This is a genomic window from Nonomuraea sp. SYSU D8015 (assembly GCF_008065375.1).
GTDB lineage: Bacteria > Actinomycetota > Actinomycetes > Streptosporangiales > Streptosporangiaceae > Nonomuraea.
The window spans coordinates 79424-91283 of the sequence record NZ_VJYI01000024.1; the positions used below are offsets into that span (position 1 = coordinate 79424).

Below are 11860 nucleotides of genomic sequence, written 5' to 3' on the forward strand. Positions count from 1 at the left end.
CCGCGATCGATACGTGATCAGTTGTGGCGGATGGTGCCGATGAGGTTCGTTCTCATGCTCCTGGGCCTTCACCGGGTCTCAACGGAGCCAGGGCCCGTTCCTCCACCGTGACCCTGATCGTCAGCAGGACCGCGTTGACCGCCGTGAAGACGAGCGCGGTGAGCCACGCCGTGTGCACGAGCGGCAAGGCGAGCCCTTCCACGACGACGGCCACGTAGTTGGGGTGCCGCAGCCACCGGTACGGTCCGCCGGTCACCAGCGGCATGCCCGGCACCACGACGACGCGGGTGTTCCACCGCCTGCCCAGCGTGCCGACGCACCACCAGCGCAGCGCCTGGGCCAGGACCACGAGCGCGAGCATGGGCCAGCCGAGCGCCGGGACGAAGGGGCGGCCGAGCAGCCACACCTCGGCGGGCGCCGCCGCCAGGAGTCCCGCGTGGGCGGCGGCGATCCAGGGATAGTGCCGCCTGCCGTACTCGACGCCGCCCTTCGACCTGGCCCAGGCCAGGTTGCGGCGGGCCACGGCCAGTTCGGCCAGCCGCTCCAGCACGACCAGCCCGATCAGGACGAGATACGCGATCACCAGTGCAGCAGGAGCAGCTCGGCGGAGAAGCCGGGCCCCAGGGCGAGCAGCACGGCGGGGGTGCCCGCGCGTCCGCGGGTCTCCTGGAGCACGTGGAGCACGGAGACCGACGACAGGTTGCCGTGCTCGCGCAGCGATCGCCAGGTCACGTCGAGGGCGCGGGGCGGCAGTCCGAGCGTGTCCGTGATCGCCTCGATGACCTTGGGGCCGCCCGGGTGGCAGATCCACGTGGCGACCTGGTCCGGAGTGAGGCCGTAGTCGGTGAGGAAGGCCCTGATGTCGGCGGCCAGCACCTCCTCCACGAAGGCGGTCAGCTCGGGGTCCAGCACGATGCGGAACCCGTGTGCGCCCACCTCCCAGCCCATGAGGTGCTCGGTGCCGGGGTAGAGGCGGCTGCGGGTGGCCACGACCTCGGGCCCCGGGCCGCGCCCGGCCGCCACGGCGGCCGCCGCGCCGTCCCCGAACAGGCCGCTGGCCACGAGGTTCGCGATCGAGGTGTCGTCACGCTGGATCGTCAGCGAGCAGAGCTCCACGCACACCAGCGCCGCCACGTCGCCGGGCCAGCCGCGCAGGTAGTCGTGGAGGCGGGCCAGGCCGGACGCGCCGGCCGCGCAGCCGAGCCCGAACACGGGGACCCGCTTGACGTCCGGTCGCAGGCCCGCCCGCTGGGCCAGCTTGGCGTCGAGCGAGGGTGTGGCCAGGCCCGTGGTGGAGCAGAACAGCAGGTGATCGACCTTCTCGGGGCGTACGCCTGCCTTGTCGAGCGCGCCTCTCAGCGCCTGCTCGGCCAGGTCGAGGGCGATCTCGACGTACATGTCGTTCGCGCGGGCGAAGGAGTCCAGCTTGGCGTAGTCCTCGAGCGGGAGCGCGAGGTTGCGGCCCGTCACGCCCGTGGCGGCGTGGAAGCGCCGCAGGAGGTCCTCGTCGCAGTCCGTCAGCCGGGAGAACGCCTCCGTGATCTCCGCCTGCTCGTAGCGGTGATCGGGCAAAACAGTCTGTACTCCCGCAATATGCATATAGTTCTCCTGCCGCTGAGCGGGCGCGGCTAACATGCCGGCACCCCGCCGCCCGCCCTCTCCCGGCTCCTCCACGGCGGTCGCACCGGCCTTCGTCCCCTGCTCGCGCCGCGCTTCGGCGCGGGTCCTTTCGGAGAGGAGATCGGCCGACGCGGACCCCTTCGGGCTGCGGTCATTCACGGTGCCGGGCGCCCATAACGCCCAGGCCGACCCGCGCCCACCAGCCCCTTCCCCCGAAGGGATCCGCACTCACCGGCCCCTTCCCCGAAGGGACCCTCGCCGACGTGCGGCGCGGCGCGGACGAACGGAGGCCGGCTGTGGCGACGTGCGGAACCGGGCCGGCGGGTCGCCGGCCGGACGGCCCTGACGATACTCAGCGGGTGAGGCGCCAGAGGGTGGTGACCTCGGCGGTGCGGGCCGCGTGCAGCGGGTCCGTGGTGTCCTTCGGCCGTTTGTGGCGCGGCCCGACGTCCAGGCGGCCGGCCACCCGCAGTCCCGCCCGCTCGAACCCGGCCGCCAGCTCGCCCCTGCTCCGCAGCCCCAGGTGCTCGGCGAGGTCGGACAGGATCAGCCAGGCCTCGCCACCCGGCGACAGATGCTCGGCGAGCCCGCTCAGGAACCCGCGCAGCATCCGCCCGCCAGGATCGTAGACGGCCCGGTCGAGGGGCGAGACCGGCTTGGCGGGCAGCCACGGCGGGTTGCAGACGACCAGCGGCGCCCGCCCCGGCGGGAACAGGTCGGCGCGTACGATCTCCACCCGCTCGTCCAGCCCCAGCCGCGCCACGTTGTCCGCGGCGCACTCCACCGCCCGCTCGTCCAGGTCGGTGGCCACGACGTGCCGGACGCCGCGTCGGGCGAGCACCGCCGCCAGCACACCCGTGCCGGTGCCGATGTCGAACGCCAGCCGGTCGGTGGGCAGCGGCGCCTCGGCGACCAGCTCGACGTATTCGCCTCTGATGGGGGAGAACACGCCGTGGTACGGGTGGACGCGGTCGCCGAGCGCGGGAATGTACACGCCTTTCCTGCGCCACTCGTGGGCCCCGATCAGACCGAGCAGCTCGCGGAGCGGCCCCACGGCCGGGGGCGCGTCCGCGCCGTACACCTCGGCGCAGGCCTCCCGCACGTCCGGCGCCCTGCGCAGCGGGATCACGTGGCCGGCGTCGTACGGGATGAGCAGCATGCCGAGCGTGCGGGCCCGTTGGGACCGCGCCTGGCGGTGCCGGTGGAAGCCGGAGCCGGGGGCGGCCGGTTTGCAGCGGCGGCCCATGGCCTCCAGCAGGTGACGGGCGTTCTGGAAGTCGCCGCGCCACAGCAGCGCGGTGCCCTCGCAGGCCAGGCGGTAGGCGGTGGCGGCCTTCATCCGGTCGTCGGCGACCACGACGCGTCCGGGCGGCGGCACGCCCAGCGCCGAACGCCAGACCGCCGACCGTTCCCGCCCCGCCTCGGTCCATCGGATCATCAGAACTCGACCGTTTCACGGACCGCCCGTCAGGGCCACCTGTTTTCCTCAGGCATGAGCCCCGCCACGAGCGCCCGCAACCCTTTGTCGTAGGTGTCCTTCGCGGTCAGCTCCTCCCACCGTCGCCCCAGCTCGGCCAGCCGGGGGAACTCCTCCGCGTCGAGCTCGGCGAACACCCGCTCCCGGTAGGTGGTCCCGCCTTCGGCCCGCCGCCTGCGCGCCGCCGCGCGCCCGACGATCACCCCGGCCGTGTAGTGCCAGATGACCCGGTACGCGTCCACCGCCTCCTCGGTCGTCAACCCCGCGCGTACGGCGGCGTCGATGATCTTCTCCGGGTACCACAACGCGCCCACCGACAGCAGATCGTCGGCCCTGAGCACGTCCACGATCCACGGACAGCCGGAGAGCGTCTCCCGCATGGCCGTCGCCACGGCGATCACCTGCTCGCGCGGCTCCTCGGGCAGCGTCTGCGGCCTCGGCATGCCGGCCGCGTAGTCGTCGAGGAGCAGCAGGAGCAGCTCCTCCTTGTCGCGGACGTGGTGGTAGAGCGCCATGGCCGTGCTGCCGACCTCGCGTGCGAGCCGCCGCATGGTCAGGCCCTCGACGCCGTCCTCCTCGATGACCCGGTGGGCGGCGGCCACGATGTCGGCCCTTGAGATCTTGGGCGGCCTTCCCGTACGCGCTGGCATCCTGTCATGTTACTTTCTATACATGTATAAAACTCTTCGGCCTGGCTCGCCGTGGGAGCGCTGGCGTATGCCGTGGCCGTCGGCACCCTGCAGATGACCGTCGTGGTGCCGCTGCTGCCCCTGCTGCAACGCGACCTCGGCGTCCCGCTCACCTCCGCCTCGTGGACCCTCACCGCCGGACTGCTGTCGGGCGCGGTCGCGATCCCGCTGCTGTCGCGGCTCGGCGACATGCACGGCCGGCGCGCGGTCTCCCTGGTCGCCCTCGCCCTGCTGGTCGCGGGCTCGGCAATGAGCGCCCTGGCGGACACGCTGGGCGTCCTGATCGCCGGCCGCGTCCTCCAGGGCTTCTCCGCCCCGCTGCTCCCCCTGTCCATCGGCCTGGCCAGGGAGTCGGTGCCGGGCCATCGGCTGCCCACGGCCGTCGGCGTGCTGAGCGCCACCATCGGCGTCGGAAGCGGCGGAGGCATCATCCTCGCGGGGCTGGTGGACGGCGACCACCGAGCCGTGTTCTGGATTCTGACCGGTCTGGGAGCGCTGGGCTTCGCGCTGGTGGCGGGGGTCGTCGGCAAGGACCGGAGTCCCGCGCGCGACGGCTCGCGGGAACCCCTCGACCTCCTCGGCGCCGTGCTGGTCTCGACCTGGCTCGTCTGTCTCCTGCTCGCCATCAGCAAGGGCTCGGCCTGGGGCTGGACCTCACCGCTGACTCTGGGACTGCTGGCGGCCGCGGCAGTGGTGGCGGTCGCCTGGATCGCCGCCGCCCGCCGCGCCGCATCGCCTCTGATTGAGATCCCCATGCTGGTCCACAGGGGGACGGTGGGCGCGACGGTGGCCTCGTTCCTGCTCGGCTTCGCCCTGTTCGCCGCCATCACGACGCTCTCGGCGTTCGCGCAGGGCGCGCTGGGCGCGTCGGTGCTGCAGGTCGGCCTCTACCTGCTCCCGACGACCATTTTCATGCTGGTGGTCTCCCTGCTGGCGGGTGCGCTGATGCGCCGCTTCACCGCCTCCGCGCTGGTGGCCGGCGGCTCGGCGCTGGTGACGGCTGCCGCCCTCTGGCTGGCCCTTTTCCGCGACGGCGGCTCGGGCCTGTACGGTGCCGCGGCGGTGCTCGGCCTGGGCATCGGCCTCGGCTACGCCGCGCTCGGCACGATGGCCGTCGAGCACGTCGAACCCGCCAAGACCGCGGTGGCCGGCGGCGTGAACGCGCTGGTCAGGGTCGTGGGCAGCAGTCTCGCCGGGGCCGTCGGGGCGGCGGGCCTGTCGACCGGCGGCCCCGGCTGGAGCTTCGCCGTCGCCGCGGCGGCGGCCCTGCTGGCCACGCTGTCCGCCGTCATCTGCGGCGGCGTCCGGCGGAAGGCGGAGCCGATGGAGGCGGAACCCTGGAAGGCGGAGGCGGCATGACGGACCACGGCCGGCGCCTCGTCGCCTGGGGCGACGAACTGATCAAACTGCACGACGGCTTCCGCCGCGACCTGGCGGCCCTGCGTGCCTCCTCCCGGGCCAAGATTTTCCAGGCGGATCTCCGTACGCACTGCCTGGCGTTCTGCGACGCCCTCCACGCCCATCACGAGGGCGAAGACGGCGTGCTGTTCCCCCACCTGGGCGGCGAGCACCCCGCACTCGCGGACGCCCTGAGCCGCCTACGCGCCGAACACCAGGTCGTGGCCCGGCTCATGGACCGGATCCGGCACCTGCTGGACGAGGGCGGTGACGGGGTCGCGGACGAGCTGGACCGGCTCGCCGGCGAGCTGGAGGCACATCTGGACTATGAGGAGGAGCACCTGGTGCCCGTACTGAACCAGATGACCACCCTCCCGGACGACATCTAGGCCGCCGGGCCGCCTCGCGGCTCAGCGCGGAGGGCGTCGAGCATGAGCGTGAAATGGCGCCGCCACTGCTCCGGGTCGGCCTCGGCCACCCGCGAGTTCGCCATGACGAAGAACGCCAGATCGACCGGCCCGACGTCATGCCTCAGCGCCCCGGCCCGCTGGGCCCGCTCCGCCAGCTGGTGGATCAACCGGTTGATCTCGGTGCGATCGTTCTGGTGGGACAGGCAGGCCAGCTCCGTGAAGGCGCGGTCTTTCGCCTGCATCTCACACGTGCGCTCCAGGAACTCCACCAGCCCCGCCCAGGCGTCGTCCGCGGCCAGCGCCTGCCTGGCCACCTCGGTCCAGGTCGCCACCTTCTCGTCGAGCACGGCGTCGATCAGGTCGCCACGCTCGGGGAAGTGCCGGTAGAGGGTGCCGATCGCCACCCCGGCCCGCTTGGCCACGGCCTCCAGCGGCGCCTCGATGCCGCGCTCGGCCAGCACCTGCTTGGCCGCCTCCACGAGGGCGTCACGATTGCGCTGCGCGTCGCGGCGGAGCGGACGGTTCATGTGCTCATTGTAGTGAAGTCGAGGCAGGCCCTCAGGTTCGTGTTAAGCTGAGGGCCACCCTCGAATTCGAGGGATACCCTCGACTTAGGAGCGTGCCGTATGAAGATCGCCATCCTCGCCGCGGGCCCCGGCATCGGGCTGGCCGCTGCCCGGCGCTTCGGCAGGGAGGGCTTCGCCGTGTCCCTGATCGCCCGCGACCAGGGACGGCTCGCCGACCTCACCACTCGGCTGCGGGAGGGCGGCGTGCAGGCGTCCGCGCAGGTGGGCGACGTGACGGACGAGTCCTCGCTCACCCGGGCCCTCGACGAGGTCGGCCCGGTCGACGTCCTGCTCTACAACGGCGCCGGCGCGGTCCGGGCCCTCACCCCCGTCCTGGAGGTGACCAGGCCCAGCGCGCAGGACGCCTTCAACAGCGCGGTCCTGGGCGCGGTGACGGCGGTCCGCGCGGTCCTCCCGGCGATGCTGGAGCGCGGCTCGGGCACCCTGCTGTTCACCTCGGGCATCTCCGCCGTCCACCCGCTGCCCTTCCTCGGCAACGTCGGCATCGCGGTGTCGGGCCTGCGCAACTACGCCCTGTCCCTGGCCGAGGCGCTCGCCGGCCGTGGTGTCCACGTCGGCCACGTCCCCATCGGCGCCGCCGTGGCCCCCGGCTCCCCCGCCTCCCCGGAGGCCGTGGCCGAGACCCACTGGAGCCTCCACGTCGGCCGCGACCGCCACGAGGTGGTCCTCGGCGACCTGGCCACCGTCCAGGCGGCGATCAGCGCCCTGTGACCACGCTCGACGCCCCACGGTCGCGAACATGACCTTCACGCTTTCCGGCCTCAGCCGAGCTTGTTGAGGGCCTGGCCGCCGCTGTCCGTGCCTCCGTAGGCCGAGCCGTCCACCAGGGTGCCGTTGGCCTTCACCCAGTCCGTCACCGAGGAGTCGGTGCCTCTCCGGTCGTCACCGTCGCTGATCAGGATGTATTTCAGCTGACCGCTGGAGACGTACTCCTCCAATTTCGCCACGGTCATGGCTGGGTCACCGCCGGTGAAGCCGCCCATGGCGATGACCGGCTTGCCGCTGGAGAGGATGATCGAGGCCGCACTCTGCGCGCTGTCCACGGCCACCAGCCAGGTGGCGTCGCCCTGCTCCGCCTCCAGATACTCGACCATCTCGGCGCTCATCTGCCCGCGCCGCGGGGTGCCCCGATGTCCGGCCGGGGTCCGATCACCGGCGATCCGGCGCTCCATCACCTGCGTCATCGCGCCCTCCCGCGATTGAAGACCCACGCCCACCTCTCGTCGCCACCTCGGCCCCACCCCGCAACCTCATCGGGCCCTCCTGGGGCTGAAGACCCAGGCACGCAGCAGGGCGAAGTGGACGAGGGTGGCGAGCGCGTTGGCAAGGGTGACGGCGACGGCGGTCACCAGCAGCGCGACCGCATTGGCGGCCAGCACCCGCATCACCGCGCCCAGCATCGAGAACAACACCAGGTAGGCCAGCGTGCTGACGACCCCGACGATCGCGAACACGGGCAGCTCACGGTCCATGCCCGCAGGCGGCGGCGCCGGCCGGGAGGCCCGGGAGCGCGACAGGGTCGTCCGCGCCACCCGCCACATCCCCTTGAGGTCGTCCGTCGCGGTCTTGACGATGTCGACCCGGCTGTCGGGATCGTCCACCCAGTCGACGGGGACCTCATGGATCCGCAGCCCGTTGCTCTCGGCCAGCAGGAGCAGCTCGGTGTCGAAGAACCACTCCTCGTCCTCCACGACGGGCAGCAGGGCCTGCGCGACCTCGGTCCGCACCGCCTTGAACCCGCACTGCGCGTCCGAGAACCTGGCGCCCATGACGGAGCGGAGCAGCACGTTATAGCCGTGCGAGATGAACTCCCGCTTGGGCCCGCGTACGACGTTCGATCGCCTGGACAGCCGCGTGCCGATCGCCAGATCGCTGTGCCCGGACAGCAACGGCGCCACCAGCGGGAAGAACGCGTCCAGATCGGTGGAGAGGTCGACGTCCATGTAGCTGACGACGTCGGCGTCGCTCTCGGACCAGACCTTCCGCAGCGCCCTGCCCCGGCCCTTCCGCTCGAGGCGTACCGCCCGCACATGGGGCAGGTCCCGCTCCAGCTCGGTGGCGATCCGCCAGGTGTCGTCGGTGCTCGCGTTGTCCGCGATTGTGACGCGGAAGCCGTACGGGAAGGTGCGGACCAGGTAGGAGTGCAACCTGTGGATGCTCTCCGCCAGGACCCGCAGCTCGTTGTAGACGGGAACCACCACCTCGACCAGGCGGGCTCCCCGTGCCGCCTCAACCCGAAGCGCTGTCACGGTCATCGTGCTCATGACACATGACGATCGCGGGCCGCCCTTGAACCGGACTGAGGCGACCATTAACCCTACTGAGAAGCAGGCTCAGCCGGAGAAATGTTCCTTCAGGATGACGCCGTGCACCCCGGTGGTCCTGTCACACATCTGCGACACATCGAGGTCTCTTTCCGGTCGCCCGGACGCGTGGTCGATACCGCCGCGAGGCGTCGCCCGGCCGCGTGTTCACGCGCTCTGCCCGGTGCCGGTCGCCGCGGCCAGGCGTTCCCGTTCCTCCATGACGATCCGCTCGGCCAGGGCTTCGTCGGAGATGTCGATCGCGTCGGGGGCGGATTCGGCGAGGTGGCTGCGTCTGGCGTAGGCGTCGAACAGCTCGGCCTTGGCGTGGACGATTCGCAACAGCCGTTCGTCCACACTGTCGGGCGTGAGCAGCCGATGCACCTCCACCTTGCGTACCTGTCCCATGCGGTGGGCACGGGCCACGGCCTGGCTCTCAACGGTCGGCTTGATCTGTGGCTCACAAATGATCACGACAGAGGCCGCCTGCAAGTTGAGCCCCACCCCGCCTGTCTGGATCTGCGCGAGCAGCACCGCGTGACCCCGCGCCGCCGTGAACGCGTCGACCACCCCCTGGCGACGTTCGGGTGACAGGTCGCCCCAGAGCGGCCCGTGGATCGGGGAGTCGATGGCCTCGCCGACGGTGGTGAGCACGTCGCGGAAGTAGGAGAACACGATGACCTTGAGACCGGTACGGGCCGCCTCTTCCACCAGCTCGCGCAACCGCCCCAGCTTGGCCGACTGCTCCGGCACCGCGAAGGCGGCGCGACGCATGGCCATGAACGAGCCGGACTCGACGGCGGCCCGATAGGCGGCGGTGTCGGCGGCGCTGAATTCCTCCCACTCGTCCACATGGACCAGTTCGGGCAGCTCCGTGACCACGTCCTTCTGGTTGCGGCGCAGGTAGACGGGCGCGACGGCCCGGCGGAACGCATGTGCTCCGTCGACCCCGTCACCCGGCTTCACCTTGGAGAACCAACCGGGCTGCAGGTAGTCCACCAGCGTGCGGAACTCCTCCACCCGGTTCTCCATCGGCGTGCCCGTCATGAACAGCACCCTGCCGGCCACGCCACACCACCGGGCCACCGCCTTGGAACGACGGGTCTCCGGGTTCTTCGCGTAGTGCGCCTCGTCGACGACGAGCATCCCAAGCTCCGGCACGGTGTCCAGCCGGTGCAGTCCGTCGAACGTGGTGACCGCCACCCCGCCGCGCTCCAGCCAGGCGGCCTGGGCGAGAGACCGGTCATCGCCATGCAGCCGATACGGCCGCAGCGAGCTGCGGGTCTCGATCTCCCGTAGCCAGTTGATCAGTACGCTCGCCGGACAGACCACTAGGGAGTGGGTCGTGCCGTTGGCGTGCAGGTGCGCGAGAACGGCGATCGCCTGGATCGTCTTGCCCAGTCCCATCTCGTCACCGATGATCACCCGGCGCTGAACGAGCGCGAACCGAGCGCCGAAAGCCTGGTAGCCACGCAGCGAGACCCGCCGCAGGGCGTCGTCGAGTTCTTGTTCCCTGACCCGCTCGGCCAGTTCCTCAGAGACGTGCCCTTCGGCGGCCGCACGATCCGTCGGCGCCAGGGCCGAGAGCTGCGCCAGCAGGTTGTAGTAGTCGGCCGCGCGGATCTCGAAGTCGATCCACGCCAGCGTCCCCTCCGGCAGCGGACGCAGCAGGTCGGTGGTGGCCTGCGCGATGAGCAGCCTGGTCTCGGTCTCTTCGGCCAGCGTGGCGGCGATACGTTCCGCGGCCTGCTCCGCCAGGGCGCGGCGGCGGCTTCCCGACAGGAGCCTCCGCAGCCAGTTGCTCAAGGGACGGGCTGTGTGGATCAACTGATCCAGTCGCTGGACGAGCGTCTCCGCGGTGCGGCGGGCACGCGGCAGGTCGGGACCGGCGGCGACCAGCCGGTGCAGGACTATGAGCAGCCGCGTGGTCTCGGCGTCCCGATGATCGACGTCGATGTAGGCGGCGCTGGACTCCTTCATGGCCCGCGCCATCCGCTGGGCCGCTCTCTGCGCCCGCCATCGGGTCTCCGGCCCGACGCCGGGCAGCTTCTGCAGCTCGTACGGCGTCGCGTCGAGAACGCTGAGCACGGTGGTGTAGCCGGCCTCCTCCAGCGCTCCGAGCCGCACCCGGCCGCCGGTGATGTCCTTCAGCCGGGACACCGGCGTGGCGGCCAGTTCTGCCCTGACGTACCGCCCGCGTAGCGGCTCGAGCGCGGAACGGACCTCCGCCACCGCCTTGTCGTGCTCGGTGATGAGCCCTCGCGCATCGCCGAGCAGCCGCGCTGCCCGCCGTAACAGGCTTCGGACGTCCCCGGCAGACCATGACTCCATACGCCAGAAGGTACGGCCCAGATGGCCAGAAAGCGGGCCCTAATCGGCGAAATGTTCTTTGAAGTCGGCGGCGGCCGACAGGTACGCGTAGGCGACGGCGCGGTCCATGCCGTGGTCGTGCTCCAGGAAGTCCAGCGCGTTGACGACCGCTCGGCGCATGGCGATGTCCAGGTCGTTCACCTGGCCGCCCCTGATCCGTCCGGGTCGGAGAGTCCGATGGGGACCCACGCCTCGGGAGTCTCGGCGAACGGGTAGTGGAAGGCGACCGAAGGGGCGTCGCCGGAGCCGGGCTTGCAGACGGTGAGCCGGAAGGTAGCGCGGAGGGAGCCCTCCATCGCGGTCAGCGCCACCTCGCCGTTGCCCATCGCGTGATGCGGGTCTCCGGTGTAGAAGAGAGTGCCTTCGGTGAACACCGGCAGGTAGAAGGTGGCGCCTACGCCGAGCAGGTTGATGTCGATGTTGCCGCCGCCGAGCGTGGGCGGGATCGAGTTGAGCAGAGGGTCGGTCAGGCCGCTCGCGGATGTGAAGGCGACTCCCATGATTCCCATGAACGGGCGCAGCGGGAAGGTGACTGAGCCGGAGCCGCCGCGTTTCATGACACCGCTCGGCACACCCTTACGGCCGCGGCGCACCGGCGTGAACACCGACACATTGCCGTAGCGGGTCGGGTCGCCAGTCGATCGGCCATCCGTGGCGACGGGTGGCATCACCTCGTCCAGGGTGATCCCGTCCGGCGCGCCGTCGGACGGGGTGCGGGCCAAGGCGCCCTTGCCGTGTCTGCTGGAGACAACGCCGTACGGGACACGCGGCAGCATGGACAGGACCGCGATCTTGAGTGCGTCACCCGGCTGGGCGCCGTCCACGTAGATCGGGCCGGTCACCACGTGCGGGCCTTCGTTCTACCGCTCATCCTGCGTCACTTCGCGGCGCCCACGGCGAGCGTCCTCAACCCCCGCGGACATCGCACAAGCGTGTGGGGCTCGATCAGCGTCTGGTCGGCGACTACATCAGCCTGCTGGAGTCGGTGTTCCTCACGCATCGGCTC

The 11860-nt window shown here is 71.3% G+C and carries 13 protein-coding genes; 3 read left to right on the top strand and 10 right to left on the bottom strand.

Annotation, left to right across the window (positions count from 1 at the left end; genetic code table 11):
* Nucleotides 1-52: 52 nt before the first annotated feature.
* The 4 genes from ID574_RS48265 to ID574_RS48280 form a co-directional block, all read right to left on the bottom strand.
* On the bottom strand, nucleotides 53-583 hold the full coding sequence (locus tag ID574_RS48265) for an isoprenylcysteine carboxyl methyltransferase family protein (protein ID WP_188195810.1): 531 nt from the start codon (nucleotides 581-583) through the stop codon (nucleotides 53-55).
* Nucleotides 580-1635, bottom strand: coding sequence for a type III polyketide synthase (locus tag ID574_RS48270; protein WP_188195811.1), 1056 nt, complete (start codon nucleotides 1633-1635; stop codon nucleotides 580-582). The genes ID574_RS48265 and ID574_RS48270 overlap by 4 nt, the downstream gene beginning before the upstream one ends.
* Before the next feature lie 337 nt (nucleotides 1636-1972).
* On the bottom strand, nucleotides 1973-3058 hold the full coding sequence (locus ID574_RS48275) for a methyltransferase (RefSeq protein ID WP_188195812.1): 1086 nt from the start codon (nucleotides 3056-3058) through the stop codon (nucleotides 1973-1975).
* A 29-nt stretch (nucleotides 3059-3087) separates the two neighbouring features.
* Nucleotides 3088-3747 (bottom strand): TetR/AcrR family transcriptional regulator, encoded by a 660-nt coding sequence (locus tag ID574_RS48280; protein ID WP_188195813.1) that lies wholly within the window; start codon nucleotides 3745-3747, stop codon nucleotides 3088-3090.
* Nucleotides 3748-3798: 51 nt separating this feature from the next.
* On the opposite strand from ID574_RS48280, the gene ID574_RS48285 reads away from it, so the two are divergent.
* Nucleotides 3799-5145: an MFS transporter gene (locus ID574_RS48285; RefSeq protein ID WP_223167837.1), complete on the top strand. Its 1347-nt coding sequence runs from the start codon at nucleotides 3799-3801 to the stop codon at nucleotides 5143-5145.
* Nucleotides 5142-5573 (top strand): hemerythrin domain-containing protein, encoded by a 432-nt coding sequence (locus tag ID574_RS48290; RefSeq protein ID WP_188195814.1) that lies wholly within the window; start codon nucleotides 5142-5144, stop codon nucleotides 5571-5573. The genes ID574_RS48285 and ID574_RS48290 overlap by 4 nt, the downstream gene beginning before the upstream one ends.
* Here the strand turns inward: ID574_RS48290 and ID574_RS48295 are convergent.
* Nucleotides 5570-6121: a TetR/AcrR family transcriptional regulator gene (locus tag ID574_RS48295; protein ID WP_188195815.1), complete on the bottom strand. Its 552-nt coding sequence runs from the start codon at nucleotides 6119-6121 to the stop codon at nucleotides 5570-5572. The genes ID574_RS48290 and ID574_RS48295 overlap by 4 nt on opposite strands.
* 99 nt (nucleotides 6122-6220) lie before the next feature.
* Here ID574_RS48295 and ID574_RS48300 point away from each other — a divergent pair, with 99 nt between their 5' ends.
* The gene (locus tag ID574_RS48300) at nucleotides 6221-6892 is read left to right on the top strand and encodes an SDR family NAD(P)-dependent oxidoreductase (protein WP_188195816.1); all 672 of its coding nucleotides are present in this window, start codon (nucleotides 6221-6223) and stop codon (nucleotides 6890-6892) included.
* A gap of 50 nt (nucleotides 6893-6942) precedes the next feature.
* Here the strand turns inward: ID574_RS48300 and ID574_RS48305 are convergent, their stop codons facing one another.
* The 5 genes from ID574_RS48305 to ID574_RS48320 all read right to left on the bottom strand — a co-directional run bounded on the left by ID574_RS48305 (nucleotide 6943) and on the right by ID574_RS48320 (nucleotide 11696).
* Nucleotides 6943-7365 (bottom strand): mannosyltransferase YkcB-related protein, encoded by a 423-nt coding sequence (locus ID574_RS48305; protein WP_188195817.1) that lies wholly within the window; start codon nucleotides 7363-7365, stop codon nucleotides 6943-6945.
* Between the two features lie 66 nt (nucleotides 7366-7431).
* Entirely contained in the window at nucleotides 7432-8445 is a 1014-nt protein-coding gene (locus ID574_RS48310) for a glycosyltransferase (protein WP_223167838.1), read from the bottom strand.
* Nucleotides 8446-8652: 207 nt separating this feature from the next.
* Nucleotides 8653-10815 carry a DEAD/DEAH box helicase gene (locus tag ID574_RS48315; RefSeq protein ID WP_188195818.1) on the bottom strand — a complete coding sequence of 721 codons (2163 nt, stop codon included), beginning with the start codon at nucleotides 10813-10815 and terminating at the stop codon, nucleotides 8653-8655.
* A 39-nt stretch (nucleotides 10816-10854) separates the two neighbouring features.
* Nucleotides 10855-10995 (bottom strand): hypothetical protein, encoded by a 141-nt coding sequence (locus ID574_RS60900; protein WP_223167839.1) that lies wholly within the window; start codon nucleotides 10993-10995, stop codon nucleotides 10855-10857.
* Nucleotides 10992-11696 (bottom strand): acetamidase/formamidase family protein, encoded by a 705-nt coding sequence (locus ID574_RS48320; RefSeq protein WP_262496147.1) that lies wholly within the window; start codon nucleotides 11694-11696, stop codon nucleotides 10992-10994. Before ID574_RS48320 ends, ID574_RS60900 begins: the two co-directional genes overlap by 4 nt.
* Nucleotides 11697-11860 lie beyond the last annotated feature (164 nt).

Excerpts from the sequence above, each read along its gene's own strand:
- ID574_RS48270 (WP_188195811.1), bottom strand. The coding sequence starts at position 1,635 with ATGTTAGCCGCGCCCGCTCAGCGGCAGGAGAACTATATGCATATTGCG.
- ID574_RS48275 (WP_188195812.1), bottom strand. The coding sequence starts at position 3,058 with ATGATCCGATGGACCGAGGCGGGGCGGGAACGGTCGGCGGTCTGGCGT.
- ID574_RS48280 (WP_188195813.1), bottom strand. The coding sequence starts at position 3,747 with ATGCCAGCGCGTACGGGAAGGCCGCCCAAGATCTCAAGGGCCGACATC.
- ID574_RS48290 (WP_188195814.1), top strand. The coding sequence starts at position 5,142 with ATGACGGACCACGGCCGGCGCCTCGTCGCCTGGGGCGACGAACTGATC.
- ID574_RS48295 (WP_188195815.1), bottom strand. The coding sequence starts at position 6,121 with ATGAACCGTCCGCTCCGCCGCGACGCGCAGCGCAATCGTGACGCCCTC.
- ID574_RS48300 (WP_188195816.1), top strand. The coding sequence starts at position 6,221 with ATGAAGATCGCCATCCTCGCCGCGGGCCCCGGCATCGGGCTGGCCGCT.
- ID574_RS48305 (WP_188195817.1), bottom strand. The coding sequence starts at position 7,365 with ATGACGCAGGTGATGGAGCGCCGGATCGCCGGTGATCGGACCCCGGCC.
- ID574_RS48310 (WP_223167838.1), bottom strand. The coding sequence starts at position 8,445 with ATGAGCACGATGACCGTGACAGCGCTTCGGGTTGAGGCGGCACGGGGA.
- ID574_RS48315 (WP_188195818.1), bottom strand. The coding sequence starts at position 10,815 with ATGGAGTCATGGTCTGCCGGGGACGTCCGAAGCCTGTTACGGCGGGCA.